Source organism: Pseudomonas baltica (assembly GCF_031880315.1).
In the GTDB taxonomy this organism is placed as follows: domain Bacteria; phylum Pseudomonadota; class Gammaproteobacteria; order Pseudomonadales; family Pseudomonadaceae; genus Aquipseudomonas.
In genome coordinates this window covers 5,218,025-5,244,114 of sequence record NZ_CP134771.1, presented here as the reverse complement: position 1 = coordinate 5,244,114, position 26,090 = coordinate 5,218,025, and the positions used below count along the sequence as shown (strand labels likewise).

32 protein-coding genes are annotated in these 26,090 nt (G+C 58.2%); 1 reads left to right on the top strand and 31 read right to left on the bottom strand.

The window, feature by feature from the left end; genetic code table 11:
* Nucleotides 1-65 precede the first annotated feature (65 nt).
* Nucleotides 66-953, top strand: coding sequence for a DUF6236 family protein (locus REH34_RS23805; protein ID WP_311969366.1), 888 nt, complete (start codon nt 66-68; stop codon nt 951-953).
* Nucleotides 954-1,410: 457 nt separating this feature from the next.
* On the opposite strand, the gene REH34_RS23800 is transcribed toward REH34_RS23805, so the two are convergent.
* The 31 genes from REH34_RS23800 to REH34_RS23650 all read right to left on the bottom strand — a co-directional run bounded on the left by REH34_RS23800 (nt 1,411) and on the right by REH34_RS23650 (nt 26,075).
* On the bottom strand, nt 1,411-1,899 hold the full coding sequence (locus REH34_RS23800) for a hypothetical protein (RefSeq protein WP_311969365.1): 489 nt from the start codon (nt 1,897-1,899) through the stop codon (nt 1,411-1,413).
* A gap of 18 nt (nt 1,900-1,917) precedes the next feature.
* Nucleotides 1,918-2,526, bottom strand: a complete 609-nt coding sequence (locus REH34_RS23795) for a hypothetical protein (protein WP_311969364.1) — start codon at nt 2,524-2,526, stop codon at nt 1,918-1,920.
* Entirely contained in the window at nt 2,519-3,250 is a 732-nt protein-coding gene (locus REH34_RS23790) for a hypothetical protein (protein WP_311969363.1), read from the bottom strand. Before REH34_RS23790 ends, REH34_RS23795 begins: the two co-directional genes overlap by 8 nt.
* 318 nt (nt 3,251-3,568) lie before the next feature.
* Nucleotides 3,569-3,757, bottom strand: a complete 189-nt coding sequence (locus tag REH34_RS23785; RefSeq protein ID WP_311969362.1) for a hypothetical protein — start codon at nt 3,755-3,757, stop codon at nt 3,569-3,571.
* 35 nt (nt 3,758-3,792) lie between these two features.
* On the bottom strand, nt 3,793-3,960 hold the full coding sequence (locus REH34_RS23780; protein WP_311969361.1) for a hypothetical protein: 168 nt from the start codon (nt 3,958-3,960) through the stop codon (nt 3,793-3,795).
* Nucleotides 3,923-4,423 carry a DUF1353 domain-containing protein gene (locus tag REH34_RS23775; protein ID WP_311969360.1) on the bottom strand — a complete coding sequence of 167 codons (501 nt, stop codon included), beginning with the start codon at nt 4,421-4,423 and terminating at the stop codon, nt 3,923-3,925. The genes REH34_RS23780 and REH34_RS23775 overlap by 38 nt, the downstream gene beginning before the upstream one ends.
* Nucleotides 4,420-4,869: a structural protein P5 gene (locus REH34_RS23770; protein WP_311969359.1), complete on the bottom strand. Its 450-nt coding sequence runs from the start codon at nt 4,867-4,869 to the stop codon at nt 4,420-4,422. The genes REH34_RS23775 and REH34_RS23770 overlap by 4 nt, the downstream gene beginning before the upstream one ends.
* Nucleotides 4,870-4,929: 60 nt before the next feature.
* Nucleotides 4,930-5,271, bottom strand: a complete 342-nt coding sequence (locus REH34_RS23765; RefSeq protein ID WP_311969358.1) for a hypothetical protein — start codon at nt 5,269-5,271, stop codon at nt 4,930-4,932.
* Nucleotides 5,268-5,609, bottom strand: coding sequence for a hypothetical protein (locus tag REH34_RS23760; protein ID WP_311969357.1), 342 nt, complete (start codon nt 5,607-5,609; stop codon nt 5,268-5,270). Before REH34_RS23760 ends, REH34_RS23765 begins: the two co-directional genes overlap by 4 nt.
* Nucleotides 5,609-6,538, bottom strand: a complete 930-nt coding sequence (locus REH34_RS23755; RefSeq protein ID WP_311969356.1) for a hypothetical protein — start codon at nt 6,536-6,538, stop codon at nt 5,609-5,611. Before REH34_RS23755 ends, REH34_RS23760 begins: the two co-directional genes overlap by 1 nt.
* A 3-nt stretch (nt 6,539-6,541) precedes the next feature.
* The gene (locus REH34_RS23750) at nt 6,542-7,054 is read right to left on the bottom strand and encodes a hypothetical protein (protein WP_311969355.1); all 513 of its coding nucleotides are present in this window, start codon (nt 7,052-7,054) and stop codon (nt 6,542-6,544) included.
* Between the two features lie 4 nt (nt 7,055-7,058).
* Nucleotides 7,059-7,613, bottom strand: a complete 555-nt coding sequence (locus REH34_RS23745) for a hypothetical protein (protein WP_311969354.1) — start codon at nt 7,611-7,613, stop codon at nt 7,059-7,061.
* Between the two features lie 214 nt (nt 7,614-7,827).
* Entirely contained in the window at nt 7,828-9,357 is a 1,530-nt protein-coding gene (locus tag REH34_RS23740; protein WP_311969353.1) for a hypothetical protein, read from the bottom strand.
* 7 nt (nt 9,358-9,364) lie between these two features.
* Nucleotides 9,365-10,177, bottom strand: coding sequence for a hypothetical protein (locus REH34_RS23735; protein WP_311968923.1), 813 nt, complete (start codon nt 10,175-10,177; stop codon nt 9,365-9,367).
* A 1-nt stretch (nt 10,178) separates the two neighbouring features.
* Nucleotides 10,179-10,616 (bottom strand): hypothetical protein, encoded by a 438-nt coding sequence (locus REH34_RS23730; protein ID WP_311969352.1) that lies wholly within the window; start codon nt 10,614-10,616, stop codon nt 10,179-10,181.
* 9 nt (nt 10,617-10,625) lie between these two features.
* Nucleotides 10,626-11,015 (bottom strand): hypothetical protein, encoded by a 390-nt coding sequence (locus REH34_RS23725; RefSeq protein ID WP_311969351.1) that lies wholly within the window; start codon nt 11,013-11,015, stop codon nt 10,626-10,628.
* Between the two features lie 3 nt (nt 11,016-11,018).
* Complete coding sequence (locus tag REH34_RS23720; protein WP_311969350.1) at nt 11,019-12,764, bottom strand: hypothetical protein; 1,746 nt, start codon at nt 12,762-12,764, stop codon at nt 11,019-11,021.
* Nucleotides 12,764-13,273 (bottom strand): hypothetical protein, encoded by a 510-nt coding sequence (locus REH34_RS23715; protein WP_311969349.1) that lies wholly within the window; start codon nt 13,271-13,273, stop codon nt 12,764-12,766. Before REH34_RS23715 ends, REH34_RS23720 begins: the two co-directional genes overlap by 1 nt.
* 69 nt (nt 13,274-13,342) lie before the next feature.
* Entirely contained in the window at nt 13,343-16,984 is a 3,642-nt protein-coding gene (locus tag REH34_RS23710; RefSeq protein WP_311969348.1) for a phage tail tape measure protein, read from the bottom strand.
* Between the two features lie 110 nt (nt 16,985-17,094).
* Nucleotides 17,095-17,409 (bottom strand): hypothetical protein, encoded by a 315-nt coding sequence (locus tag REH34_RS23705; RefSeq protein ID WP_311969347.1) that lies wholly within the window; start codon nt 17,407-17,409, stop codon nt 17,095-17,097.
* Nucleotides 17,410-17,457: 48 nt separating this feature from the next.
* Nucleotides 17,458-18,210, bottom strand: coding sequence for a hypothetical protein (locus REH34_RS23700; RefSeq protein ID WP_311969346.1), 753 nt, complete (start codon nt 18,208-18,210; stop codon nt 17,458-17,460).
* A 3-nt stretch (nt 18,211-18,213) separates the two neighbouring features.
* Complete coding sequence (locus REH34_RS23695) at nt 18,214-18,405, bottom strand: hypothetical protein (protein ID WP_311969345.1); 192 nt, start codon at nt 18,403-18,405, stop codon at nt 18,214-18,216.
* Nucleotides 18,395-18,868 (bottom strand): hypothetical protein, encoded by a 474-nt coding sequence (locus REH34_RS23690; protein WP_311969344.1) that lies wholly within the window; start codon nt 18,866-18,868, stop codon nt 18,395-18,397. The genes REH34_RS23695 and REH34_RS23690 overlap by 11 nt, the downstream gene beginning before the upstream one ends.
* Nucleotides 18,865-19,194 (bottom strand): hypothetical protein, encoded by a 330-nt coding sequence (locus REH34_RS23685; RefSeq protein ID WP_311969343.1) that lies wholly within the window; start codon nt 19,192-19,194, stop codon nt 18,865-18,867. The genes REH34_RS23690 and REH34_RS23685 overlap by 4 nt, the downstream gene beginning before the upstream one ends.
* Nucleotides 19,194-20,198 (bottom strand): major capsid protein, encoded by a 1,005-nt coding sequence (locus tag REH34_RS23680; protein WP_311969342.1) that lies wholly within the window; start codon nt 20,196-20,198, stop codon nt 19,194-19,196. Before REH34_RS23680 ends, REH34_RS23685 begins: the two co-directional genes overlap by 1 nt.
* A 60-nt stretch (nt 20,199-20,258) precedes the next feature.
* The gene (locus tag REH34_RS23675; RefSeq protein ID WP_311969341.1) at nt 20,259-20,609 is read right to left on the bottom strand and encodes a head decoration protein; all 351 of its coding nucleotides are present in this window, start codon (nt 20,607-20,609) and stop codon (nt 20,259-20,261) included.
* Nucleotides 20,606-21,838, bottom strand: coding sequence for a S49 family peptidase (locus tag REH34_RS23670; RefSeq protein WP_311969340.1), 1,233 nt, complete (start codon nt 21,836-21,838; stop codon nt 20,606-20,608). Before REH34_RS23670 ends, REH34_RS23675 begins: the two co-directional genes overlap by 4 nt.
* 3 nt (nt 21,839-21,841) lie before the next feature.
* On the bottom strand, nt 21,842-23,452 hold the full coding sequence (locus tag REH34_RS23665; protein WP_409373168.1) for a phage portal protein: 1,611 nt from the start codon (nt 23,450-23,452) through the stop codon (nt 21,842-21,844).
* Nucleotide 23,453: 1 nt separating this feature from the next.
* The gene (locus REH34_RS23660) at nt 23,454-23,666 is read right to left on the bottom strand and encodes a hypothetical protein (protein ID WP_311969339.1); all 213 of its coding nucleotides are present in this window, start codon (nt 23,664-23,666) and stop codon (nt 23,454-23,456) included.
* Nucleotides 23,667-23,668: 2 nt separating this feature from the next.
* Nucleotides 23,669-25,576 (bottom strand): terminase gpA endonuclease subunit, encoded by a 1,908-nt coding sequence (locus REH34_RS23655; RefSeq protein WP_311969338.1) that lies wholly within the window; start codon nt 25,574-25,576, stop codon nt 23,669-23,671.
* On the bottom strand, nt 25,548-26,075 hold the full coding sequence (locus REH34_RS23650) for a terminase small subunit (protein WP_311969337.1): 528 nt from the start codon (nt 26,073-26,075) through the stop codon (nt 25,548-25,550). The genes REH34_RS23655 and REH34_RS23650 overlap by 29 nt, the downstream gene beginning before the upstream one ends.
* Between the last annotated feature and the right edge of the window lie 15 nt (nt 26,076-26,090).

The following is a 26,090-nucleotide window of genomic DNA, read 5'->3' as shown; positions in this document are numbered from 1 at the left end:
TGGTACAAAAAGTGGTACGGGATTGCTATGCTGATCAGCATTAACCACAGCATGGAGTGCGCACTATGGGTCAAGCAAAACAACGAAAACTAAATGATCCCCTTTACGGAAAATTCAATAGGCCTTCAGTTAGAGGATTAATTATCAGTTCTCCGGTAAAAATAGAAACGGGTAGCACTTCGTTTACCGGGGGACTGGAGCCACAGGAACTGAGATTCTCACTATTATTCTGGGACCGCTTGTGTTGGCCGATGAGTATTGTTGAGCCTGCTGATGATAGAGACATTAAATTTCTTCAAAGCGCAGGAATCATGCACAGGCCCGACTACCCTATTTATGGGAAAGTCACTGACGCAATGATAAAGAACCGGCAAGCCATTTTTGAAAAACTCAATGATGAAAACCCAGGAGGATGGGCGATACATCAAGGACAGAATTCTATAAGCGTAACTGAAAATACATCTGACGAAGAGACCGCATCGTTACTTACGCTCCTATCCCTTATACCAATCCCCAAGCGCGACGTTCCAATTGCTGAAATCCTTGAATTCAAAGCACGAAGAAGGCCCGAGCTCCTTGCATTCAGAACGTATATGGACAATATAATATATGAGATTACTAGCTCAAGTGATTCAGAAGCGTCGTTCTCTCATAGGAAACAACAGATCGAAACTGCATGCAGCGATCTGAGAGCGGTGGCCAAAGAATGGCAGTTCCCTGTGTATCTATCCGATTACTCAGCAGGCTTTAACTTTGATATAGCTAAAGCACTCGCCGCTGGTGGGGCTGGATGGAAAGCAGGCGACGCGATATCGCCCGCCGTTGGAGTGCTAGGATCGGCTATTGGTGTTGTCGGGAGTCAATTCAAGCTATCGGCAGCGACCAAATTCAGGCCCGCCAAGCTTCCAGCGTCTCCTTTCAAATACGCTTATCAGATCCAGACCGATCTATGAAATTCGGCGCTCAGGCTGGGGGCCTTGGGGTGGAGACGACCGGAGCCATCGAAGCAGCTCGGATCGAAGCTATATACATCCGGTTCGCCGAAGCGACAGAGCGGCGCTGATCGCCTTGAGCGGGGACAATATGGGGAGCGGCTGAGTGGGTATAGTTCATATGGCACCTGATCCAAGAATTGGAAACTCACTCGAAGGGATCTTTAACCATCCATATTTCCCTGTCGGCGGCTACGCCGTCGAACCCCCGGCAAGCCGGGATAGGAATTTGAACCCTACCAGTGAAACCTACCGGCTCTCACAGGCCCGGTTTTGCTCGGATTTATCAGGATATGTAGGGCCTCATGGGGTCAGCAAGGACCCCGCGGTTACCCTAAATCTGCCATAAGAATCGTAGCCTAATAACCCAATCCGCTCCATTTACAGCCCAGTCCAGCCTACATCTAAAAATCGACCGCTAAACCTGCTTGGATAGCTTTTTCTTGATGCCTTCGTGGAGCAGCTCCAGGTTGATACGTTTCGCATCAATAGCGATTTCTATAAGATTCCTTAAAGAGCTCATATTGTAGCGAACAACCTTATTATCCTTAATTTTACTAGCTATAACTTCAGAGACGCCTTCCAAGTGACGGACATTTAACTCCGCCAAATCTCTGTGGGAGCTAGCAAGATCCAGACATGCCGTCCGACCAACGCTCTCAATTATCTTAATATCTCGAGCCTCAAACTCTGCCGAGTCCACTACCACGATATCGATAGCATCAAGATTTTGATTAGCTGACGCAATCGCTAGAACCCCATCATCGACCTTCTCAGGGGACTCAACGACCCAGAACGAGAGAGTGTTGTTCTTTGTCTTCAAGCAAAGGGTTATAGCGTCGGCGTTGGCAGGATTGAAGCTCATATCCCACTTGGCTTTATTAACCGTCCGAACCATCAAGGCCATCACAAAGCTTCCGTGCGATTAATTGATAAAGGAATTCTTGTATTCTTCGAGCCATGCCGGCTCCAGAGAGCGATTGGCAAGGTCAGTATAGAACTCCGGACACTCCCAATACTCATAGCATCTGACAGCGCACTCACGAACCTCCAATGAAGCGTGAGACAGGGAGGCCAACGCCACCATCCGATTCGCTGGTGCAAAATCCTTAGGGTCGACATGCATTACAACCTTCAGTAACGCCATCAACGTATCAGTATCTGCTTGATTTTCTAGATAAACCTCAGCAAGCCAAAGTTGAACTTGGAAAACACCTTTATCTATCCAATTTTCGACGAAGACCTCAGCCATGGACTTTGTACCATAATCCGAATAGTCCCCAATCAGACAGTCACGAAATCCCTTTTTGAATTTGAGCCGATCAGGAGAGATCGATTTTTCGCTCGTTAGCATGGGCGAATTGGTGCCTGATGCTACAGAATCAAACTGCACGCTTGGCTCAGAAAGAATTTCGGCAACTGTATTTTCACTTTGGACGACACCTGGGAGTATCGAAGCAGAGCCGAAGCTGACGCGAGAACGCAGCTTACTAGAGTCGAGTGAGTTCCGGATCGACGACGAGGGATTAGCCATGAACGCGCCCCTCAACTTCACCCTTGATCTGCTTATGAACATCGAGGGATTTATTTACATAATCCTGAACAACCGCAAAATTATTAAATACGGCCCCACACCCAGGAGTACTATTAACGTCAACCATAAGATGGAGAGACTCTTGCTCCTTATGGCCGGCCATATCAGTGATCTGAGCCCTCACCCTTTGCAAAGCGTATATAAAATTAGAGGAAACACCGGCCACCTCACTCACTACGACATCTCTGACACTCCACTCATTAGTTTGCATCCCAGCGGCAAACGCAAGCTTAGGCCCAAGGAATGAATCTCTGAGTGAGTTGAGCTTGTCAACCGAAACCTGGGCCATCAGCCCCTCATAAATAACGCCCACTCGACTAACTTCAGCAGGAAAAAGCTTGATCATCTCAGCTACAACCGGCAACCCTTTTTCAACAAACTGCTGAAAGGACAATCCTGCTGCGGGATTACCAGGCATCGGCATTGCTATAACATCTAAGCGATCACTAAGCAGATTAACCATAATCCCGCTACCCATCGACTGCAAAGAGATTCTCGGTGTAGTTTGCCCGATCGCCGCGTTGAGCTCCTGAACTTGATTTGGAAGCATCTGAAGCTTAAAAAAACTTTCAAAACACTTGCGCATATTATCTTCAGTCACACCATAGCTGGCAAAATCGCCAAACAGACTAACTTGAAACTTAAGTGTAGTTTCCTGAGACACAACCCTCTCCTTATGCATATCCATTTGCCATCGAAAATGCGAACTGTATACCACGAATCCGAACTCTCAGCATAGCGCAAGTGGTCGTGCACCTTTGTCGACTAGGCGTGCTGTATGGGCGTACGCAGCCGGTCGATCAGACTAACGACACCCTGCCGGCCCTAATTCGCTTCTCCGTCAGTGCAGCTCGACGATCGCTTTAACGGTATTGGCGCGTGACAGACCTCGGCGTAGCTCTACAGCGCTCTCAGGGCTGGGTGTCAGCGTTGGGCGGCGATCTAGTCAATAATGGCAGATGAGATCGCCGCCCAAGATCGCTTACTGGACTGCCGGCGCTACGGCGTCCAGAGCTTCCTGAGTGGCAGTCAGTACCGCTTCGGCCCCGGCCAGCTTGGCGGTCAGGTCGTCGCTGTCGGTCACACCGAAGATGGCCTTCACCTTCTCGGCGAACGCTACGACGGTGTTCAGGATGGTCAGGGCTTCACTGATTTTGTTGATGATGCTCATGTGGTGTTTCTCCAGTTGGGTTCAGCGGATACGGGCTAGAACGCCCAGTTGAGGGAAATCAGAAGTTGGCCGGCGCCGGTTGCGATCCAGGCCTTGCCCGTGACCGCTACGGCCGTGCCCCAGGCGTCGAGGTTGAACCGGCAGTAGAGATCAGGCAGGCCGTTGTCAGCCGTGAACGCCGCCCAACTTGTAAGCAGACTCATAGAGCAGCACTTCCTGCGGGGTCATGTATTCCCAGGCGAAGTCCTCGCGCTTGGGGCCGCCCGTGCAGGCCGCATACCGCTTCCAGCCGCCAACCCGCACGCCGGCATAGATCAGGTTCGCCCGCACAGGGTCGCAGCCGGTGACCAGCAGCATTTCCTTGAGCAGTGCGTCGCACTCGGCGCGGGGCAGCGCCTGGGAGCAATAAAGCCAGTCGTGCATGACGCCGGGGATGCGGGAGTCCACCGTGTTGAAGATCGGCTCGGCGAGCCAAGGGATCGAGGCAAGATCGGTGATGAAGTGCTGCGGGCAGACGTGCTGCTTGCCTGCCTTGTCCGTGTAGATCAGGTCGTCAAGCAGCGCCCACTCGCCCACCTTGTAGGGGAGCAGAGGCGGCACCACGGAAAACTGGCCCGGGCCGTTGCCGACGTACGGGAGATGCCACGGGGTGGCGATCGCCGTCATGCGAGCGCCCGCCGCACGCCTTCTGCGATCGTGGCCGGCGCGTAGGGATTGCCGCCGTTCTCGTGGATGATGATGGCGGTGACCATGCCTACCAGTACCGCAGGCTTCTTGATGTCGATCGGCTGATTCGACTCGACACCAACGGCGTGGGCCACGGCCTTGATATAGGCCTCGGTGTCGTTCTCGTTGCCCGGCGCCCAGCGGCTGATCGTCTCACGCACAGTGTCGATACCAGGTGCGCCGATACCGGGCATGCCGTCCTTGCCGCGATAGTTGATCAGCAGCTTGCCCAGGGCCCGGATACCGTTCTCGGGCGAATCGAACAGGGCGAAGCGCGGCGACAGCACGCCGACCTCAAGGCCAAGTTGGCCCTGCCAGTCGTTGCGCGGGTTGAAGTCGATGTTGCCGGGGTTCCTGTTTCGAACCCCGCGGGACGCATTGGGCATGGCTTTCTCCAGGCAATAAAAAACCCGCTCAAGGCGGGTGCGGCTTCCCTATTTAGGGAATCAGGTGGCGGCGGCTTCCAGCGGCGGCAGTTCGGCAATGAAGGCTTCAACCGTCGGCGTTTCGCGGGTTCCCGCATTCACTTCGGTCAAGGCCTGATAGACATAGGCCCACACCTTCGAGCGCCATGCGCGGAAGGCCAGGCCATCCGACTGGAACTTGGTCACCGCTGGCTCTTCGGCATAGCTCACTGCGGTCATGATGTTGTCGTAGCCGCTGGCCTTGGCCGCATCGTCTAGGTGGGTCTGCACCTGTGCTTCGAAGGTGCTCTGCAACTCTGCTTTTGCTGCAGCCGCCTTGGTCGCCGCGGTGCTAAGGCTCGACCAGTCGATTTTTCCGCTCATGCTTGAGGTTCCTCGATGGCTTCGGGGTCGGGATCTGTGAGTGGCAATGGTGGCGGCAGCGCTACGGCCCCATCGGCAGTGACCAGCAGCGGCGCCGGGAATGCCTGCGCAGGGCTGTAGTTGGTAGGCAGCGGCAAGATCAGCGTCAGTTCGAGCTCGCCATCAGTCTTGTGCACGTCTCCCACGAACCACTGCGAACTTATCGCGCTGGCCGGCAGCGTGTCGCCATCGGCCATCTGAGAGAAGTCGAAGGGCTCGCCATTTACGGTGACCACCGCGCCGGTCACGGACAGTTCAAGCGAATCATCACGTCGTACTGGGGAAAGATTGATTTTCATTAAAACCACCGTCCGATTGCTACGAAAGATATTTGCGCTGTCGCATTAAGGCCCATAGCGACTAAGCGCGATGTAAAGCTAAGGTTACTTGGGGTGGCATCCGAGGCAACCCAACTGAACGAGACAGTCTGAGCAATAGGCATCATCATCACGCGCGGAGTGCCTACGAACGCTACCGGGAAACTCTGGTAGGCGTTTGCGGCGTAGTAAATCCCAGTGGCACTATATTGGTTATTAGTAGTTTGTACGGGGGAGACCCCAATACAGATCATCGTCCCGTCTGCGAATTTAGTGTAGCTGCCGTTGGCGTTGGTCCCTGTCTCGATGACAGCGCCTGTAGGTATGCCGCTTGCCTGGGATACAGCGCCGACGATGTTGGAACGCCCGTAGCTGCTACTATCCCACGCAGTCCAAGTCGAGCCGGTGTCGGTGCTGTACCGGGAGAAAACAGCAGTGCTCAATATATCGTAAGCTACCTGCTTGATTACCGTGGAGTTTTTGGACACCTTTATAAAAGCATATGGCGTTGCAGCGTTGGTACCAGTAGCGCCGTATATCAGGTACTCACTTGGAACTATGATGGTATTCCACGCTATACCCACGGCCAGAGTTATTGCATCACCGCCATTTGCCCCGAAGTCGCCCACCTTCAAGACACGTCCTGCGGTGGTATCGGTAACGGACGTCGTCAGGTTCGCATTCGCCGCCGTACCCAAGGCATTGATCCGTGCCTGAATCTTGCCGAATGCCACCAGCACGGTATCGGTTGCGACCACCGCTGCGTTCGTGGTCGTCACGAAACCGGTCAGCACTGTGCCCCGCACGTTCGCCGCCAGCGCTGTGGCCGCTGCCGAGATCTGCGCCTTCACCGACTTGATATCAGCCCCCACCGCCTGGGCCAGCGCGGTTATCCGCGCGATCAAGCTCACGGCTTAGGCCTTGGCAGTAGCGTAATCGGCCGCGAAATCGTGCTCGGTATCGCCGATATCGGCGGTGCCCACCGCATCAATGTTGGTGCGTGCCTGGAGTTTCTGCGCGGTGGTGAACGTCTGCGCGGCGTCGACGCGCACGCGGTTGCCCAGGCCAGTCGCGATGGTCGCGGCGAAATTCGGATCGTTCCCCAGCGCGGCAGCGAGCTCGGCGAAGGTATCGAGCGCAGCGGCGGCGCCGGCAGTCAATTCAGTACGCAGCGCGTATACAGCATTCCCCACGAAGGTGGTGCTCTTGTCCGCCGACCAGGTGACAGAGGTTGCGCCAGCGCCCGCAGTATCGTCGATCACTGCGCCGGAGGAACCGAGCAGGCCGTACAGCTCCGAAATGGCGGCGACAATATTGTTTTTGGCAGTCGTGGGCAGCGCGGTCAGATCGCCGATATTGGTCTTCAGCAGTTTCACATCGGCGCCGATAGCTTGGGCCAGAGCGATGATCTTGGTTTCGAGCGACATGGATTTATCCTTTTGCGAGTATGTAGTAGGCCAGCGGGTCAGGAATCAGATCGTCAGCGACGTAGAGCTTCAGGTCGGTGCCGAAGGTGATGCGGTTGTTGGGGTCGGCACTGATCTCGGCAGCGCCTATGCCTGGCGGCCCCTGCTCACCCAGGGTCACGATCGCGTCACCAGCGCGGGCGCCACAGTTCGGGCCGCCCACGGCACCAGTGAAATAGCGCGTCACGGTAGGCCCGGCGAAGGTGATGTCGAGGGTGTAGGTGAGGTCGTCGCCTACCAGCAACGCGGTTTGCTCGGCGGTGAGCACACGCTCGATGGTTCCGGCGGCGGTCACTGCCAGACCATCGTCCTGCGCCAGCATCAGGACCACTTCATCGCCGCGCCAGATCGTCATGGCTGCCGACGACTCGGAAAGGTCGACCGGCCTGCGGTAGATAAGCTGGCCACCGGTGGGCCGGAGCCCTGCCACCGATAGCGAGTTGATTTCCAGCGTGTCGGCGGTCAGGAGCTTGGCGGTGTGCGGTAGCTGCCGATCGGGCTCGCGGTTAGCGTCAGGCATCCCCTGGACGCCACGCACCCAGACAGGCCAGGTCGATTCGAGGCTGTGGCTAGGCACAGTGAACACTGCCGGGGAGCCTCTGATAGCCGTGATGTCTCGGTAGACCCAGACCGGCTGCATGATTCGAATGATGTCGCGGTACGTCGCTCCCGGAATAACGGGCAGGTCTTGGCGGGCCGGCTGCATGGCTGGCTGCTCCTTGTTCAGGGATGTTTTAGACCCAGTTGACCGGTGTGCTTGAACCGATAACCAACTGCTGAGAAAAGGGGTGATAACTGCCGTAGTTGCGCACGGTCGATGGGTACGCGCCGGCCTGTGCGACCAGCCCGTCGATGGTCAGTCCACCGATGAACTGGTAGGCCTCAGTATTCTTCCGGTATGAAAGGCCCAGCAGATTGTTGCTGTAAAAATCAAATTTCCATTGGCGAATGGAAATGCCAAGCCCGGAAGAGACCAACACTTTGTTGGCCTCATCCGTCCAGAGGCTGCCGTCGCCCAAGAAACCGACGGCGCCATATCCCTGGTTGGGGTAAGTGTTTTCTTCACCGTCGAAGATCTGCAAATTCGTGACGGTATCGTTTTCCACCTGGCTAACTGTCGAGAACGTTATGGACTTTGCCCAGGTCGTCCCAGCCGACTCCCACGACACGTTGAGTGATCCGCCACTACTGCCGCCACCGGCAATATGCCCCGCGCCAGGCTGTACGATATCGATATGCCCCGTGTTGAACTCGCGCTGGATTTGATCCGTATCGGTGACCCAGTTAAGGCTCACCATCGACCGTGAAGCGGAGAGCGAACATTTCAGGGTGCACGGCATAGGCTCCTCGCCCACAAATCCCACGGCCACAATCCACGATTGCAAGCGTGTGAACTCCACCGGCCCGGGGAAGAAGTACAGCCCTGCGTTCGGCTGAGACTTGAGCGTGACCTCGGTGCTGTATTCGTAGGTGACCGTATGGCCAACCTCCGCGCCGTTTTCATCAACAATCGGCTCGCGATCCTTTTCAATCATGGTGCTGCCAGCGGACTCGATCGAGTAATAGGACTGGTTTGGGTAATCGCCATCCACACGAACTTGATCGGGCCCGTAGAGCAGATCCTGGGTAACCAGCAGCCCTTCCATGCTTCCATCTAGAGAGAGCTTCAGGAATGCATAGGCCCGCGGCATCGAGTCGATACTGGCCTGTCCTTCGTTGTTGTAGGCCATCCAGGCAAGCACCACGTTCTGCCCGGTATCGCTGACAGCATGGAGCCGCATAGTGACGTTGCTCTGACCACCAAGCTCTACAGAAAACTTGGCTCGGTCCTTGGCCGACAACTGGCCGATCGGCGCGCTGAACGACCGGGTAAAGGTCTCCGCCGGACTCCCGAACTCGCCGAAGCGGGTGAACACCAGCGAAAACGTTGACGACGCGGCAGATATCGTCCGGGTGCCGAAGTTCACAGCCCAGCGGTTGCCATCTTTCGCCTGGTAAATCCAACCGATTTGCTGGTTGTACAAAATGCCCGCTGTGGACAATGCCCGCCCTGCCCAGTACTCGCCGCCTATCGGCGTACGTGCTTCCTCCTCGGCGCTGAGCGGCTCGATACCCGTTACGACGATCCGATGGTTGTCGCCCGGGCCAAAGGCCGCCGTAACGGAAGTAGAAAGCCCCGCATACTGCCGCTCCTCACCGTTCGGCAGGACGAGCGATCCGTTCTTTATGCGTCCGTGCCAGGGCCAGACCAGAGTGCGCTGCATAGGTCACCTACAGAACGGTTGTGGACATAATGCTCCAGCGCCGGACACCCGAGCCGGTGTAATACGCCAGGCGATACATGACCGCGCTGTTGGCTGGAATGTTCAACGACGTGTTGTCCTTCAGCGGTTGCCCATTGCCGGAAACGGTGATTGTCACCGCGCTGCTAGAGTCGTTCCTTATCACCAAATCACGCGTTGCGGTGTAGTAGGTACTCAACGACGGAAACGAGATCGAACGCGCCGTGGCGTCTGAGATAGTCCAGTACGTCAGCGGCTGAGAGGCATCGTAGACAAGATCTACGGTCGCGTTGGTAACATCCGTCACCGCCTCATACGAGGCACTGAGCGAGCCGCTTTCCACCAACGTCCAATAGGGGTATCCGTCAGCGCCCACCCAGCAATGAAACTTGAAATATTTGCTCTCGGCGGGCTTCACCGGCAGATTGCTGAAATTGACCAGCCCGCCCCCATCGGGGTGGGCCACGATCAATGAAAGCGCAGAGGCTTGTACGTTCTCGGCAATCAGCTCGACTGTATAAAGCCCGGGCGTCTGTAGGGCTGGAAAGATTAAAACCCGGTCCAGCGCACCGGTAACACGCCAAATCGACACGGTGCCGTCGGTGGGCAAGGTGAACTCGCTCACGTCGGTGCCGGAGATCTGCGCAGTGCCAGGCAACGGCAGTCCCCAATCGGCCACCAGGTTGGTACCCGAAGCAAGCCACTTTTGCCCGGTCGAGGTGTTGATGTAGTGCGCGCCTACGCTTGGGGGCGAGCTGGTGGGGTTGGTAATGCCAGTGACGATGTGTTGAACGCTTGCCATGCTATGCCCCTGAAAGTTGATTGCCCTGGTCATCGACCAAGGTGTTGCCATCCGAATCCACCAAGCCGCCGTCCGGCGAAGGCGTTCCGCCCCCACCGTCGCCTTCGAGCGCCGTCACCCGAGCAGACAAGGCCTCGATCGCCGCGTTGATCTGCATCAGCGTTCCCGCCGTGATCCCGCAATAGACAATCGTTGCCGGCGGCCATGACTGGGCAGTGGTGCCCTCTTGCCCGCGAGCAACAGTCACCGCCCCACCGGCCACCGTCGCCTTCACGACCTCCCAGTCGTTCTGCTGTACCGGGTTGGCAGAGTTCACCAGCGTCAGCAGGTACTCCCCATCGCCGAGGCGTTCCAGCGCTGCCGCTGGGATAGGCAGCGACGCCGTGGCGGCCGTCATAGGGTTCGAAAGCTGAGTGATCCAGTTGTTGATAAAGCGCATTCACAGCTCCTATGGCGTCGAGGCCGTGACCGGCTGCGCAAAGTTCAAGATCACCTCGGCGCCGTCGTTGTCGGTCATCTTCAGTGTTTTCAGGGCGGGGATATTGAACAAGCCGTCGCTGCTCAACAGCCCTTTGGGCCAGTACTCGCGCACCGTGTAATCCGTTTCGGACAGCGGGCTGGCAATGCCGCCGCCCGTGCTCGGTACGTTGGCTGGGTCCCACGTCCCTACACCTTTCTTTGCCGTGAGCGTGCCCTTGGACGGGAGCAGCGACAGGGCCGTGAGCTTGCGGGTGACCCCGCTAAGGCGATCGAGGTCGCTGGCAATTTGGTTGCCCGAGCCGCGGCGCTCGGCCTCAATGGCCGTGCCAATCGCACGGCGTTCGCTTTCCAGGGACATGGTCTAGAGCTCCAGGTAATCGTTCGGCACCGCGACGCGATAAGTCGTGGCGATGGGAACCGTCTTTTCGTCCCGGTCCACGTCGGCGATCTCGGTAGCGGTGATCTGAAACCGTCGCGTGAAGACCGGAAGCGTCGGGTCAGCGTTGTCGTAGTTGCCGGCGAAGCCATCGACAGCGTCGTCATACACCGGCGAACTTTTCTTGCCGCCGAGCTGGGTCGGTAGGTTCGCGCCTGGCGGGTTCGCCGCTTCTGGTTCAGGTTGCGGCTCCACCACGAAGGCCGGCGCTGCCAGTGGATCACTGACGTCGCCACCGCCGCGCATGACCGCGATAGTCAGCGTGGTGAGGGCTGTGCCGGCGGCAAGGTCGAACGTGTCGTACACGTGGCAGCAACGCGCGCGGGCACCTATACCTTGATCCGCGATAGCCAGCGTGTGCACCAGGTCGATATCCATGGCCATGCTGGTGGGCACCTCCCAACTGATCTTCGTGGCGCTGTGCGCTGCGATGATCGTTGTCTTGGCCTGCGCCAGCAGGCACTCAAAGGCCGACGCCCGCTGAACCTCGTCCCGTTCATCGACGTGGCCATTGCTGCCCGGGTCCGCGCCGGTGGCATCAATTCCGAAGGCCGTGCTTTCCCAGTTGTCGGCCAGATCGTTGGTGTACTCGATCGACAGCGATTCGCGGCTGATCACCTCGCCGGCCTGGTCGACGCTGGTCTGCGCCACCACCGTCATGGTGTAGTTCTCGGTCACCGCCTGGGCCCAGCGGCGCGCACCGGTCAGGGTGAAGCCCAGCAGGAGATCTGCGTAGTTGTTGACCCAAGGTTGGCCGTTGCCGCAGGGATCGGGCGTGCTGAGAATCACGCGGTACCAGTCTGGCACGCTCGCGATCGTGAGCCCCGCGCTGCTGGACGCCTCTTTGATCATCGCCACGTCGGGCAACTCGGTGCTGTCCGGACGCCATAAGCAAAAGCCCTGGGTGCCGGTGAAGCCATCCGTATCAGGGTGCCTCCAGCTGTAAAGCTGATTCAGCTGCTTGAGGCGCGAGAACCGATAGCTCGCATCGACGATCACTGTGTTGGTGAGGCTGGTCAAATCCGCGTAGCTCACCTGAACTGAGTCATACACGGTGGTGCCGGCGCCGAAGGTGAAGTCAGCGGCATCTGATGCATACCAGGTGCTCAGCCGCAGATCGCCATCGGCGGATGAGTCCAGGCTGGATTGCACCGCGGTTAAACGCTCTTGCGCATAGTCCCATCGGCTACGGCCTTCAGGATCTTCGAACACTTCCAAAGACCAGTAGGACGGGATGAGCTCGTCCACCGCCGCCACGCTGAGTTTCTCGATGCGCTGCTGCAGCTGGTCGCCACAGTTGCACACCAGCAGGCGCGTCAGCGAGCCCCATTCTGTCGTGACGATACGCCCGGTAAACCGACGCTTCGCGATGGAGACACCCGAAGAGGTTGTCTCGTAATCGATAGTCACCACCCGGCCGACCCAGTCCATGGGCAGGACCGCGCCAGCAGTCAGCTGCAACGTGAAGCTGGCCACGCCCGCAGCGCCCCGCTCTCGGTCGACAGTGACCTGACCCGAGAGCCTGCTGCTCATATCGACGTCGCCGACCATGACACGAAGCTGCCAGCGAAATGCGAGTCCGGGCACGATCGGCTGCGTAACGCCCGAGCCAGAAGTCTGGCTGCCGAGACCGTTGAGCGGGCCAGAATTGATAGGGCCGCCGTTGAGCATCAGACTTCTTCCCAGGTGATGGTCCAGCCGAAACTGCCTTGGCCGGAACTTTGTGTTTTTGGGGGCTTGCTGGCGAAGACGCTGTAAATCGGCATCCAATGCACCATGTACTTCGAGGCGCCCACCACCAGATCGGCAGTGGCCACGTCAGAAACAAAGCTGCAGCCCGTTTCGACCCACTGCGTCCCGACCAGGGCAAATGCCCATGGCGCCTGGTCATCGCGCGGCGTGCTGGTGAGTGCGAACTCGCGCGCATCGCCGACGATGCTCTCTTGCGACGTGAGCCGAAGCTCAAGCGGCTGGCTGTAGTCAAGGCCGTCCAGCCCGGGGGGCATCCAGCCTTGGCCGCTGATGGTGCCGGCCGATTTGCCCCAGTGGGTCATCTTGACGCCGGTACCGTCGGACAGACGAATGACAGATTCACCCAATAGCGGCGTGTCCGACTGATCGGGCGCGCCAGCGTGCAGAACAATGGGGATACCGCCCAAGGTCACCAATGGAAGGCTCATCCATTACTCCAGAAATGAAAAAACCCGCCGAAGCGGGTCTGCTGAGCGAAGTAATCACTCCGTTATGGATCAAGACTTTCCGTACTTGATCCGCTGATTCCGTATCAACCGCTGGAAATCTTGCTGTGGGGCCTGCAGCTGGTACGTCTCCCCACCCATGTTCAGCGTAAAGCTTCCAAGAGATTCGGAGGCTTGGGGATTTGCCATATCGAGAAGCGCTTGGCTTGGCGCAGAAACACTTGGAGCGAGCCTCGCGCCGACCTCTCCGCCCACCGCAAACCCTGGAAGGCTACGCTGGTTTATCGATCGCAAGAGATCAGTTCCGTAATGCCTGACTGCCGCTGCACGAACGACAAACTCACCATTGGATAACCGGGCGAGAATGCTATCGCTTGTGCCGGTACCGGGACCGCGAACCATGTCACCGGAGGCAAACCCCGGCACAGTCGAATCGCTTGAGGTGTTCGAAGCCAGATCCCCGGACGAGGTAGCGACAACGCTTACGGGCACCGTCAACCGCTTCCGAAGGTCCTCAGCCATTACTGAAACAGCGGCCTGCGTCTCGGAAACGGAGCTTTGATCCAGTTCCGTCTGCACCGGAACATCAAGGTCGTCGGTGGAGTCAGCCGGCGCCACCGGATCGACTTCAACCGGGATATCGCCCTGATCGTCGATTTGATCCTCGATGGAGGCTGGCGCGCCAGGAGCCACAACCGGTTGGACCTTAACTCCCAGCTCATCCTGCGAGTAGCTATCTTTGCCAGGCACATAAGAAAGTTTCTTCGGCTGAACCGCCGTCACTGGCGTAGCCGTTTGATCAGTCGAAGTCGTGCTGCTTACCTTTTTGACCAAATCATTGGCCAAGTTGGTTCCTGTCGCTACCCCGAGCTCGGGAGATGGCTGTTGGCCAAGCGACAGCTGGAGGTCCCTGAGCTGCTTTTTGACCTTGGCCAAGGCCTCCTCTGATAACTGCGGCGTGATCGTGATTACTTTCAGGTCGGCAATTTCCGCCTTTAGAGCCTTGACCTTGTCCGTAGCAGTTTTGAAACTGTCTTCGGCCTTATCCAAATTGATTTTGTCGGCCGCAGTTTCAATACTCTGAAGCTCCTTCATGAAGCCTTCAAACCCATAGGTGTTTTCACCTGATTGGGCCAGGCTTTGAAGCATTTTCAGGGCATCATCGGCTTTCTTTTTCGCGGCAGTGGTATCGCCAGCGCGCAGAGACTGCTGAGCGCTAACCTTTAGGTCCTGCGCTGCGCCGTAGCTTGCTTCTTTATCGCCAGACGAATTGAGATCCGCAATAGCTGCAGCGTATTTTTTCTGCGTATCGAGCTGATCTTTCTTGGCCTTTTTCACAGCGGCCAACGCAGTCCTTTCGGCGGCTACCTGCTTATCAAGCTGGGTTTTCAGATCTGTTTGCAGGTTGGTCTGGATCGTCACCAGTTCTTTGCTATTGGCCTCAGCGGCCGCGACGCGTTCTTTCTCGTACGATGTTTCCTGCTCAAGCGCCTTGCCATATTCGCGCGCTTTTCTTGCAGCTGCGAGCGCATCTGGATCGACCGGACCAGAACCCCCATTCTTTTCTGCGTCGGCCCTGCTTATTTGCTCGGCAAGCTTCGAGTAGTAGGTCTGCGCGTTTCTCAGGCGCTCGACGTATGACTTTCTCTCAGCTTCCGTCATCGCCTGAATAACAGCCGGCTGAGATATTATCGTGTCTTTGTATTGCACATTTTTCGCGATCAGATCGGAGATGCCTTTCTCGGTCTCCTTCTGTACGCGATTAAACTCCTCCATCTCTTGGTACATGCCATACAGCTGACTCAGCTGGGATATCAAAATCCCATACAAGCCTCCCCGGACGATGCCACCTGCAGTGGAATTTAAAACACCATTCAGCTTTGTCGCTTTTGCGGCCGTTGAATCCATCGCAGTCCCCGCCAGCCCAAGCTGCGCGGCCGCCACCGCCGTACCACCGGAAAGGACCGTGAACGCCAAACGCGCGGCAGAAAGAGCCGCACCAACAGCTTTTGCCCCGACGCCAAAAGCGACAAAGCTCAAAATCCCAGTTTTTAGATTATCGTTTAGTCCATTGAAGGCATTGATGATATCCCGAGCCAACGCCACTAATGGGAGGCCGGCTGCAATAGCTTTGCCGAACGATATATTTAGATCCTCCAACGCAGCGTTGAATTTTTCAACTTGCGCCTGAGGGGTCTTGCTCATCTTCTCGTAAGCTCTTTCCGTAGTTCCGCCCGCCGCCTCCATATCTTTAACTTGGTTCACGAAGCCGGCGTAGTCCTTGGTCAGCGCCAAAATCGCAGTTCGGCCTTCAGTTTCAGGGATGATCTGCGCAAGCGCATCAAACCCAAGCTTTTTGGAAGCGATCTGCTCAAGCGTGGCGGATAGGCCCTTCCACTCGATCCCAAGCTTGCCCATGGCTTTTCTGGCCTCAACGGCAGGCGAAGCAAGCTGGTTGATGGCGCTGCGCAAGGCGGTAATCGCAATCGGCGCCTGAATGCCTTGAACAGTCATCCTGGCAATAGCTGCACCAACCTCCGAGAAGCTAACGCCTGCGGCTGCCGCCGTCGGCAGAACCTGGCCAAGACCAGCGGCGAGCTGGTCGAAGCTGACAACACCGTCTTTGATGGCCACGAACAACTGGTCGTATCGCAGGCCCAAGTTGTCCATGCTTTCGCCATAGGCGTTGATGATCGACACACCTACGCCAGCGGCAGTTTTCGTATCACTCATCCCTGCCACAGCGGCTTTGGTCGACTGCTCCAGCACCTTCATGGCATCAGCTGTTGCTACACCGCTACCGAGCAGGTCATAGACTGCAGAGGCGCTCTCCTTGGCGGACTTCCCCATATCTAGGCTCAGGCCACGGATGCCTTGGGAAAGCCCGGATAGCTGCTTGTCGCTCAAATCAGTGATAGTGCCGATAGCAGCGATCTGTTGCTCAAAATCGGCATAGGTCGAAAAGCCCTTGGAGGCCGCAAGAGCAAAGCCGCCAAACGCCACAGCACCGGCAAGGATCTGGCCCCGAACATCGCTTAGGCTGGTGTTCCATATCTTGGTGGCTCCAGTAAGCTCGGCTGTCTGCGCGGACGCTGCCGCTAGGCTTTGGCGCAACGTGTTCTGCGCGATCGCGATTTCGGTGCCGGAAAGCTTCCCGGTCGAACGCAACAACTGAAAGTCGGATTGCAAGCGCGCAATCTCAGCGCTGGTGCTCGAGAACTTGGCAATACCCAGATTGACCTGGGCATCTTGGATACCCTTGTCACGCTGGCCAACAACAAGCTTTTGCGAAAGATCCGACTGCAGCCGACGCTGTTCCCCAGAGAGATTCCGGGTATCGACTCCCGCGGCTTGAAGCTCCTTGCGCATCCGCCCCAACTGAGTCGTCTGGCTTTGCTCCTGCCGCTCCAGGACTTTCAGCTGGTTCACGGAGTCCCGATATTCGCTCTGCAACTGCCGGGTCGGTGAGATCGTGGCGGCCATCTGATCGCCCAACGCCCGAACAGCATCGCGCGCAGTGGTGATGCCTCTACCCGTTTTCTCAAGAGTGCTTTCGAGCTCTCGGAACGAATTGATCTGGCGAAGGGGCTTCTCTACCGCCCGAACCATTTCGGCATACTCTTTCCGGAAGCCGCCGACATTCTTGGTTGCCGAGTCCAGATCCGCCGTCAGTTTCAGTTCGATGTCGCGCACGAGTACTCACTTAGCGGCGTCGATGGCTGCTCTGTAATAGGACCATGGGTAGTAAAACGCGTTGGAATGGCCCAGCTTGATCAACGCGTTCAATGACCGGTCGAGGTTTTTCAGGCTCTGGCCTGGAGGGCATTTGTCAGACGCCCCAGTAGGCCGAAAAAATGCGGGTTCAGCCCCTTGCAGGTGTCAATCACAACCTCCACCTGGGAAGGCCTCAATTGGTCGATCGCCTCATCCGTGAGGTCAGTCATTCGCAGGATGTCACTGATGGTGCAATCCTTGAAAAGCACTGCTGATACGGTATCCAGCGAGGTCGGCTGACTGGCTTCCTCAAGCCATTTGCGAACCTGCATAACCGTGAGTTCGCGGCATATAACCCGCAGATCACCTATCAGCAGCTCCTTGGAATTCGTTTCTTGAATCATGCAGCGTCTCTCCAAAAGGCCCAGCCCGCCGGAGCGGGCCGGCACGCGTTACACGCTGGCGGTTTCCTTCATGATCTTCATGTACTTCGACTTGCCGGCGCCGACCTTGGCCGGGTCGGAAAGCACCTTGGCGACCACTTCAGAGCCCATGAAGTCGTCGGTGCTGATCCAGTCGGCGCTCGCGGCCGGGCTGAGCTGGCAACGGAAGTACTGCAGGTTCATGCGCAGCTTGGTGCCGGCGGCGTTGGCACCCTCGAACAGGATCTCGTATACCTTGCCGCTGTTGGTCAGTGCCTCGATTACGTCGACGGCCGCAGCGCTGTAGGTGACCTTGATTTCGGCGTCATCAGCGATTGCGCCCGCCTCAAGGATTTCCAGGCCGGCGCCGGTCATCTGGTAATCGTCACCGTCCACGTAAGTGGTGCCACCGGTGGAGGCAGTCACGCTGGTGATGATCAGCGGCATCTTATCGAGCAGGAGGGTGCCGCCTTTGGTCGCAACGTGGGTCTCGTCGGTTACCGTCGCGGCAGGAACCTTGGTGACGTCGCCCCAATACATGGCCGCCAAGTTGGAGGTGTACAGCTCCCGCCAGTTCATGGTCAGGCTCATGCTGGTGATACGGCTGAGCGCGTCATACTCGCCACCCTGCGGGGTAGTAGTGTCGGCCAGGGTGATGTCGGATTTCTCGATTGCCTGGACCAGCGTGGACACCAGGCCCACCGGGGTGAAAGCGCCGCCGACGCCATACAGGCGCATCTTGACCAAGCCGCCGACCACGAACGTTTCGATATCGCGTGCCATGTTTTACTTCTCCTGCATGTCGCCAGCGATGACGCCCAAGCTCTTCAGCCAGGCGCGTTGCTCTGCGGTTACTTTGATGGTGGCGCCTGATTCCAGGTCCACGCGTTCGTGGGTATGTGGTTTGAGCAGCTTCACTTCGAAGCGCGGAACAGCGCGCTCCACCGCTACCGCAGTGCCTTCTGTTTTATCGGCCATGTCGTGGCTCCTGGATGATGGTGTGCAGATGCACCGGTATCAGCACGCTGGCGGCGCGTACACCTTCGGCCGGCGGAAATGACTCAGGCGCACCCACCGTGATGCCCGATATCCCCTTTGGCAGCCAATCGGGCAAGATCGCCATCTGAGGCATCAGGCACCGCAGCAGATCGTGCTCTAGCTCCTCAGAGGCATCCTCGTAATCGTTCAGGTCCACATTGACCGCCCCGACAACGTTGAACCCCGAAAAAATCTTGATTGCGTGCGGCCCTGGCTGAGGCGCAAGACCCTTTGCCTTCTGAACGACGATTAGCGGGAAGGCGACGCCCTTTTCCTGCAGGACCTCGTTGAACCAGCCGCTTTTGACGTTGGCGCCGACGGCTGTGAAATAACCCGCAGCGGGCACGATCGTTGAGAGCCGCTGGATCAACGCGCGACGGCCTAGTGTGATGAGATTTTTCATCGACCCTCCGAAGGCATCAGCGAGAAACGATTGATCAAGCCATCAGCGCCCATGTACTCGTTGAGCACGTAGCGCTTGCAGCCAATGGTGAGCAGATCGCCTTTACAGGGGCTCGGCACTTCGCGGATGCGTAGGTCCACTGCCAGCTCTACGACGGTAAAACCGCCGCCGTCCGGTGATCCGACGTTGCGCTGTAGCACCGCGCCTACAGAGAAGGGCGTCGCACCTTCCCTGGCGTCGTACAGCGCCCCGCCCTTTTCGCCGAAAGTCTGGAATAGCTCGTCGTCCGCATCCCCGAAAGCGTCGTCGAACTCCGAGCCGGCCATTACTTGGTAAGCTTGATGATGGCGCGCGGGAGGGTGCAAAGGCTGAGCGGGTTGCTTTGCGCCTCCAGGTCTACGCCCTTGTTGTGGCGCAGCGGCTCCTGGCTCGCATAGAACGGCACGCCAGTGGTATTGACGGTCTCCATGTAGTCCGCCGGTGCGTAGTTGGTGATGAAAAGACCATCAACGCCTACCGGCACCAGGTAGGCGGTGTCAGGATCCATGAACAGGACACCGCCCAAGTTGCCGTAGAACTCTTCCCAGTTCACGCCACCGAAGCTGAAGCCATCCAGGCGATGATCGTCACGCAAGAATTGGCCATCGTTCCAGCGGTCGAAAGCTTTTTGGACCGAGTCATGGTTGGTGAACGAGTCGAACCAGTTGCGGCCCGCAATACCCAGCCAGCCAGCGATGATGCCGGTGCCGCCGATCGCGTCTTCTGCCTTGCGTTTGGCATCGGTCACCTTGGCCAGCAGCTTGGTCTCGCTGGCATTCATCGAGAACGCCACGGTTTGCTGCTCAATCCCAAACCGGGCATAGAGGTCCAGCAGAACGCGGGTACCGTCCGCGTCATAAACCTTGCCGGTGATAGCGCCGACACGTTGAAAGCGAATGGTCGCGTCTAGGCGCTTGCGCATTTTCAACAGGCGTTTCTCAACCAGAGCTTGCACGGTTTCCAGCTCGCTCTCGGTACCGAAAGCACGGATGCCTTGGACCTCATCAGCACGGATCACCGCGCGAGTCGGCAGATGGATGGTCTGGAACGGGATCATGTCGCGGCCAGGGCCGGTGGTGGGATCGCTCGGCGCACCGCGCTCGGCGGCAGGCACCAGTGTGAGGCTATCGTTTTCGCGCTCGATGAAGACCGCAGTCGTGGTGACACCTTCCTCTTCGAAAAGAGTATCCAGGCGAGTTGGTACCGCTTGCCCTTCTACAGGCTGGTTGATAGCGGTGGTGAGAGCGATGCGACCAAACTCATCGCCCGCGAAAATGCTCAAATCGGCCATTCCGTTCTCCAGAAACGAAAAAACCGCCGGGAAGGCGGTTTGAATTGTGAGTGGGTCTGCTTAGCGCAGGATGATTCCGGCGGCAGCCAGGGAGGTGCGCGCGGAATCGGTCAAACCGACGAGCAGGCTTTCGATGACTTCGCAGTCACGCACAATGCCTGTGCCGCGCTGATCGGCGTCCGGGCTGGCTTCGCGCCCTTCGTAGAGGATCGCGATCTCGACAGCTTCCCCAGCAGCGGGAGCAGCGAAGGCGATGTACTTGCCGTCGGCGCCCACCGATAGGATCTGGCCAGCCGAGAAGGCAGTGGCGCCCGCCAGCAAAACAATCTGTTCGCGGGAGCGCTCGCCGCTCGCCTCATTCAACAGGAATGCAGCAGTGCGAGCACCCTGAGTGACGATGTCATATTTCATTTCTTCGCTCCTTTGCGGCCGGCCCAAATAGATTTGGTGGAAAATTCTTGCTTGCCTTTGCCAGCAGCGGCGGAAGCGGCGGCGGCAGCCGTCGAATCACGCTGGATGCTACCCAACGTCACGCCGCGGTCCTGTGCTGCTTTGAACAGCGACAGCCCAGCAGCCTCGACGGTCAGGCCGCCGTCGATGGCGGCAGTAACTTCGGCTTCGAAGCCCGGCTGCGACAGTGCCTGAATACCGGCGATGCGACCTTTCTCGCTAGCAGTCGCGGTTTCGGCTGACTCCTTGCGGATAGCATCGACATCGACTTTTTCGGGCGCGCTGATTTCGATGACCGAGAGATCGCCACCAGCAGCAATGGCCGCCTGCAGCTCAGCAGTGGTGCTGACTTTCATAGCTGTGTTTCTCCTGTTGATTGGTGCTGCCGGTTTGGCAAGCTCGGTGACCACGCCCTCGAGGGAGCCCAGTCGATGCGCGAGACCTGCCGACACGGCGGCGGCTCCTACGCGGAGCCCGCCATGGTCACCCATGCCAGGCACATTCTCTGGATCGACGCCAAGGTTGCGGGCTACCTTGCCTACGAAGACATCCTCGAGCGCGTCCACGGTTTCGGCGACCTTCGCGCGCCCTTCTTCGGTGGACATGTCTGGCCGCTTGTTCGGCGCGTTGCGACTGACGATCTGGTAGCTGGTGCGACCCGTGCCCTTTTCGCTTTCGACCACCGCTTCCACCACGACACCCACACTGCCGGCTATGCCGGTCTCATCGATCACGATTTCATCAGCTGCCGAGGCGATCCAGTAAGCGCCACTGGCTCCGCTGCCACCGATGTAAGCCACGATCCGCTTCTGCGCGCGGCCCGCGTAGATCATCTCCGCCAGCTCATTGATGCCGCTAGCCACACCGCCGGGGCTGTCGATGTTGAGCACGATGGCCTGCACAGCAGGGTTATCCAGCGCCGCACGGATATCGGTGGCCAGCACCTGGGTGCTCGTGGCTCCGCTGATCTCGGTGAACATATTCGCGTATCGGAAAATCGGACCAATCACCGGAACAACCGCCACTCCATTCTGAATGCTGACCGACTGGCTGTTATCCAGCTTTCGCCCGAGCTTCGTTTCAAGGGCCACTGGATCGCCCATCCGCTCCGCAATGGCCAAGAGGTTGTCCAGGGCATCGGGGAGCATCAGCCAAGGCTGAGCGCTTGCCAGCTCAAAAGCTCTTGGCATGGGTTATTCCTCTTCTTCTGGCGGGGGTTCCGGGGCGGGTGCAGTAGGCGCTGGGGCAACGACCACTGGCGTGGTTCCGTTCTCGCGCCGTTGCTTCAGTTCGCGAGCGCGCTGACGGTTGACCAACTGCCAGGTCTCGCCAGACATCGCTGCCGTCTCCATGGTTTCATTGCTGATTCCGACATCAATCCGCGCTTGCGCCGCCTTCGCTTCCTTGAGCTCGTCAATAGCGCCCCGGGCTGGACCAATCCAGATGGACTGTGTGTAAGCGCGGCGAATGGCCGGGTCACGGTAACCCGGTGCGCGGATCCGGCCGGAGGCCACCGCCTCGTCAAAAAACAGCTCGTAACTCGGTTGGCAGAAATCGCAGACCAGCCACCAGCGGCGCATCGTGTAGAAGCGCCAGGCCTGAAGCATCGCCGCGCGGGCGGCGCTATAGCTGCTGCTGTAGTGCAGCATCAATTCTTCAAGCGGAAGCTCCAGCGCGGCGCCGATTTCCTTCACGATCGCCGAGAAGAACGGGTCAAACTGGGCGTTTGGCCTAGCCGGGTTGGCAATCATGGGCTCTTCGCCCTGTGCCAAGTCGACAATGGCACCCTCGCCCAGCTCTAGCGGCGCCGGGCCTTCGTTTCCGGGCATCGCATCCTCGTCACCGAAGGTGGCTTGGCCTTGGTTGTTGCCATTGAAGTCGTCATTTTTCTTGATGAACACCGTGAACATCGCGGAAATAACGGCGGCCATCAATTCGGCGCTGGCGTACCGCTCGAGCTTTTGTAGCGGCTCAAGAATCGGCGCGAGATACGGTGCGCCGCGCTTCATGCCCGGGCGTTCCTTGTCGCACCACACCTGCAGCACGCGACGGCGGCCCGTTTCGGCGCCGAATACCTCGACTCGCTCCCACCGCAGCGGATATTTCAGGAATTTATCGTCCGGATAGCCGTTGCAGATCTGGTACGCCACCGGCGCGCCGTAAGCATCGAACTCCACCCCTTCGACCAATCGCTCATTGTCGGGGCATCCAAAGGGATTGCTGACGCGATCCGTCTCGATCAGTTGCAAGCGGGTGTTGTAAATCGTTCCCTGACGCTCGATCCACGGCGTGGCCACGAAGCAATCGCCGCCAGTCATAGCCGAAACAAGTGTCAGCGCTTGCAGTTGATAGTGATTGAGGGTCGCTTCGGCATCGCATTCCCTAGGGTCACCTGCGTAAAGCTCCCACTCCCGTTGAATCTGCGCGTTGAGAGCGTCGGCCGCTTCCTCAGTGATGCCAAGCGCTTCATGGTCGACCTGCGGCCGGCAAATCAACCCGGTGCCCACCACGTTGGTCCGCGTACGGACGATGGCAGCGCGCGCGATCAAATGGTTGCGCATGGCGTCGCGGGAACGCGCTACCAGCGTCTTACGCTCTGTAGTGTTCAAGTCCCTCGTGGGGCTGCCAAGCCCGGGAATCCAGCTTGCCATGCTACGGAGCATGCGGGATGCGCCGCGCCAGCGAGTTTCACTTCCACCACCACCGCCCTGCGCGCGGGGTTGGCTGTGCACCAGGTTGGATACTGTGCGCGTGGCTTCACGCACCATCCGCTCTTCTGGAGTGGTACGTGTCCACCAAGCCATGTCAGATCCTCATGTAGCTGATTCGGTTGCGGCCGCGACTGCGGTTGGCTTCGGCGGCCACATCGGCCGCGTAGTCTTTTTCGAGAGTACGGAGCGTCCCGAGATCGGCCCGGGTCACTTGACGCTCGCCGTAGCGCACACTCTGCCCACCCTTAAGGATTTTGTTGATTGCCTCCTGCACGGCGGCCAGGCGTTCTTGCGCAACTGTCTTCATGTTCATCCTCGAACCCTGCTGCGGGTCCCGCGTTGCGGTTGTGGTCGCTTGGTGCCGGCGAGCATTTCCAGATCCAGGCCGAACCGGTGCTGGCTGATACGGAGCGCGGCGAGTGCATACACGAAACAGTCGAGCGCCTCGTTCCGGCGGCCTTTGGCCGTCCAGCGGTACACCCGCTTGCCCTTCTCAATTTTCAGCTCTTTGGTTTCAGCGGTGAGCTGCTTAAGTTCGTCCTCGCCACAGATCTGGTCGTTGGCCGGCAGGTGAACGCACCCAGGCACCGCCGCACCAGAGGTGTCCGGCTGGATTTTCAGTCGGCTGTAGATCAGCTCTTTGGCGTTTTCGGTACCGACCTCGGTGAGGTAGACCTTTTTGGCGTTCCGCGACTTGGGCCAGTTGGCGATCGGCTTGCCGGGCACGTTCGCGCCCTTGACTGGAATAACCCAGGTGTCGCCCAGAGCCCGACTTTCGGCGTAAACCTCGTCGGTGTAGTGGCCACCGGAGTCCCAGCACCAGCGCTCTACGCCCATTTTGGTTCCATCGGCGCGGACATAGTGCTGGCGGCAGCGGAGCCGGACCTTTTTCCGCAATTCCTCGCTGGCCGGATCGCCCATGAGCACCCACTTGTCTACCAACCACGCCTCTTCGCCAACACCAAACGCCCAAACACGACCCTCGTAGCGGTCGTCCTGGGTGTCGATGGCGCCCATCAGAGTGAGCCCGCGCAGCGGCACCTGCGGGAACACTTCGCGGCGTCCGTAGAGCAGCTCCCAGTCGACTTTTTCGCCTTGGTCGTCTTCCCACGTCTCGCCGAGCGTGGTGTTGACGAAGGCGATCAGGTTTTCCCGGTTGTCCTTGACCTTGTCGAACTCAAGGACCATTTCTAACCAGGTGGTGAAAGTGCTATAGGCAGTCCAAACGTGAAAACTCACGCTGCGGGGCGTGGACCTCAGATCGTCGTCAGCGCCGTACCAATCGATGCCGTCGCGCGTCCAGACTCCTGACTTTTCGCAGATCCAACGGCCTTGGTGTGCCGCTTCCACCATCTCGTGGTACAGAACGACGCATTTGGTGTGATCGCAAACGTACCAGGCCTTGGTGATCTCGCCGTGAGCATCACGCTCCCACTTGATGCCGAACTCGCAATCCTTGCCGCCCCACTTCAAGTCCTGTTCCCTGCCGCAGTGAGGGCACGGGATGTGAAATCGTAGTAAATAGGGCGACTCTTCTGCGGCTTTTTCGATCTGGCAGGTGCCTTTGATCTTGGGTGTAGAGCCGCGAATTGATTTTTTGAACGTGGCGCCTTCCAGACGCTTGTCACCGAGGAACGTTGGGGCGCCTTCGCCTTCGACGTTTTGCTCGAAGTTCGACAACTCGTCGTACACCACCTCATCGGCGGAGATACCTCGATAGTTCCGGCTGGCCTTGCCGCCGCGGCACCAGAGCATCTTCTTGTTCTGGAACCTCTTAGAACTGAGCGAGCTGTCCCGGTGTTTTTTTCCGTACCACGGAGCCAGATCAAGCAGCGTTGGCACGTCCCGAACCATTGTTTCGATGTGCTGCTTCATCAAATCTTCAGCATCGGGGTCGGTCGGCGAAAAAACCGCAACGCTTCGTCGCTTGTGCTGGACCTTATAGCCGACATTCGCCATCAGCATTTTGGTGTAACCGACCCGGGCAGACTTCATTAGGTTAAAAAACTGGATGAGGTCGTTGCCCATGCTGTTGAGCAAGGCCACCTGGAACGGCGCCGTCTCCCACTTCCCCTCCTGATAAGAGGATTCAGACGACAGATAGAAATGCGTGTTCGCCCAATCCACCGCTGTTAAAGGCGGTTCTTTAAATAGCGCCGCCAACCCAGCTTTGACCGCCTTGCGCAGGTCAGTCATCCAGGGTGGCAAGGTACTCATCGAGGATCTCGGTCAGATTGTCGCCCAGGTCGGCGGCGATATTTCGAGCCAAGGCGATTTCTCGCTGCATTGCCTCGACATGACGGACTTCGATGTCCGGGTGCTTGCGCTTGACCTTGTGTGCCACGGTGTCGAGAACGGAACCGATCTGCGCCACCACCCTGGATAGCGCGAAAGTGCTGAAGTCGACCGGCACCAACTGGCGGGCCGATACGGCGTTCTTGTTTTCCTGACCTACACGCTGCGCCGCGGTGAGCCCGCGACGCTCTTCCAACAATTTGTATTCGATCAGCGGATCAATGCCGGCGGGCTGCTCGTCGGCTGCCGCTTTTTGCTCGGCCAGTTTCAGTCGGTTGTCCAGGATGCAGCGGACGTCGTAGAAGTTTTCTCGACCGATCCGGGCGACCGGCTCGACCTTCCACTTATCGAAAGCCTGGACACTAATGCCGAGGCTAGCGGCCATGGTGACCTTGTTCAGCCAGTGCGGTTTCGGCTCCATTTACCTCCTCCATTG

What these genes read in the sequence shown, in the direction of transcription:
- REH34_RS23805 (WP_311969366.1), top strand. Translation starts at nt 66, where the DNA reads ATGGGTCAAGCAAAACAACGAAAACTAAATGATCCCCTTTACGGAAAA.
- REH34_RS23800 (WP_311969365.1), bottom strand. Translation starts at nt 1,899, where the DNA reads ATGGCCTTGATGGTTCGGACGGTTAATAAAGCCAAGTGGGATATGAGC.
- REH34_RS23795 (WP_311969364.1), bottom strand. Translation starts at nt 2,526, where the DNA reads ATGGCTAATCCCTCGTCGTCGATCCGGAACTCACTCGACTCTAGTAAG.
- REH34_RS23785 (WP_311969362.1), bottom strand. Translation starts at nt 3,757, where the DNA reads ATGAGCATCATCAACAAAATCAGTGAAGCCCTGACCATCCTGAACACC.
- REH34_RS23780 (WP_311969361.1), bottom strand. Translation starts at nt 3,960, where the DNA reads ATGAGTCTGCTTACAAGTTGGGCGGCGTTCACGGCTGACAACGGCCTG.
- REH34_RS23775 (WP_311969360.1), bottom strand. Translation starts at nt 4,423, where the DNA reads ATGACGGCGATCGCCACCCCGTGGCATCTCCCGTACGTCGGCAACGGC.
- REH34_RS23770 (WP_311969359.1), bottom strand. Translation starts at nt 4,869, where the DNA reads ATGCCCAATGCGTCCCGCGGGGTTCGAAACAGGAACCCCGGCAACATC.
- REH34_RS23765 (WP_311969358.1), bottom strand. Translation starts at nt 5,271, where the DNA reads ATGAGCGGAAAAATCGACTGGTCGAGCCTTAGCACCGCGGCGACCAAG.
- REH34_RS23760 (WP_311969357.1), bottom strand. Translation starts at nt 5,609, where the DNA reads ATGAAAATCAATCTTTCCCCAGTACGACGTGATGATTCGCTTGAACTG.
- REH34_RS23750 (WP_311969355.1), bottom strand. Translation starts at nt 7,054, where the DNA reads ATGTCGCTCGAAACCAAGATCATCGCTCTGGCCCAAGCTATCGGCGCC.
- REH34_RS23745 (WP_311969354.1), bottom strand. Translation starts at nt 7,613, where the DNA reads ATGCCTGACGCTAACCGCGAGCCCGATCGGCAGCTACCGCACACCGCC.
- REH34_RS23740 (WP_311969353.1), bottom strand. Translation starts at nt 9,357, where the DNA reads ATGCAGCGCACTCTGGTCTGGCCCTGGCACGGACGCATAAAGAACGGA.
- REH34_RS23735 (WP_311968923.1), bottom strand. Translation starts at nt 10,177, where the DNA reads ATGGCAAGCGTTCAACACATCGTCACTGGCATTACCAACCCCACCAGC.
- REH34_RS23730 (WP_311969352.1), bottom strand. Translation starts at nt 10,616, where the DNA reads ATGCGCTTTATCAACAACTGGATCACTCAGCTTTCGAACCCTATGACG.
- REH34_RS23725 (WP_311969351.1), bottom strand. Translation starts at nt 11,015, where the DNA reads ATGTCCCTGGAAAGCGAACGCCGTGCGATTGGCACGGCCATTGAGGCC.
- REH34_RS23720 (WP_311969350.1), bottom strand. Translation starts at nt 12,764, where the DNA reads ATGCTCAACGGCGGCCCTATCAATTCTGGCCCGCTCAACGGTCTCGGC.
- REH34_RS23715 (WP_311969349.1), bottom strand. Translation starts at nt 13,273, where the DNA reads ATGAGCCTTCCATTGGTGACCTTGGGCGGTATCCCCATTGTTCTGCAC.
- REH34_RS23705 (WP_311969347.1), bottom strand. Translation starts at nt 17,409, where the DNA reads ATGATTCAAGAAACGAATTCCAAGGAGCTGCTGATAGGTGATCTGCGG.
- REH34_RS23700 (WP_311969346.1), bottom strand. Translation starts at nt 18,210, where the DNA reads ATGGCACGCGATATCGAAACGTTCGTGGTCGGCGGCTTGGTCAAGATG.
- REH34_RS23695 (WP_311969345.1), bottom strand. Translation starts at nt 18,405, where the DNA reads ATGGCCGATAAAACAGAAGGCACTGCGGTAGCGGTGGAGCGCGCTGTT.
- REH34_RS23690 (WP_311969344.1), bottom strand. Translation starts at nt 18,868, where the DNA reads ATGAAAAATCTCATCACACTAGGCCGTCGCGCGTTGATCCAGCGGCTC.
- REH34_RS23685 (WP_311969343.1), bottom strand. Translation starts at nt 19,194, where the DNA reads ATGGCCGGCTCGGAGTTCGACGACGCTTTCGGGGATGCGGACGACGAG.
- REH34_RS23680 (WP_311969342.1), bottom strand. Translation starts at nt 20,198, where the DNA reads ATGGCCGATTTGAGCATTTTCGCGGGCGATGAGTTTGGTCGCATCGCT.
- REH34_RS23675 (WP_311969341.1), bottom strand. Translation starts at nt 20,609, where the DNA reads ATGAAATATGACATCGTCACTCAGGGTGCTCGCACTGCTGCATTCCTG.
- REH34_RS23670 (WP_311969340.1), bottom strand. Translation starts at nt 21,838, where the DNA reads ATGCCAAGAGCTTTTGAGCTGGCAAGCGCTCAGCCTTGGCTGATGCTC.
- REH34_RS23665 (WP_409373168.1), bottom strand. Translation starts at nt 23,452, where the DNA reads ATGGCTTGGTGGACACGTACCACTCCAGAAGAGCGGATGGTGCGTGAA.
- REH34_RS23660 (WP_311969339.1), bottom strand. Translation starts at nt 23,666, where the DNA reads ATGAAGACAGTTGCGCAAGAACGCCTGGCCGCCGTGCAGGAGGCAATC.
- REH34_RS23655 (WP_311969338.1), bottom strand. Translation starts at nt 25,576, where the DNA reads ATGAGTACCTTGCCACCCTGGATGACTGACCTGCGCAAGGCGGTCAAA.
- REH34_RS23650 (WP_311969337.1), bottom strand. Translation starts at nt 26,075, where the DNA reads ATGGAGCCGAAACCGCACTGGCTGAACAAGGTCACCATGGCCGCTAGC.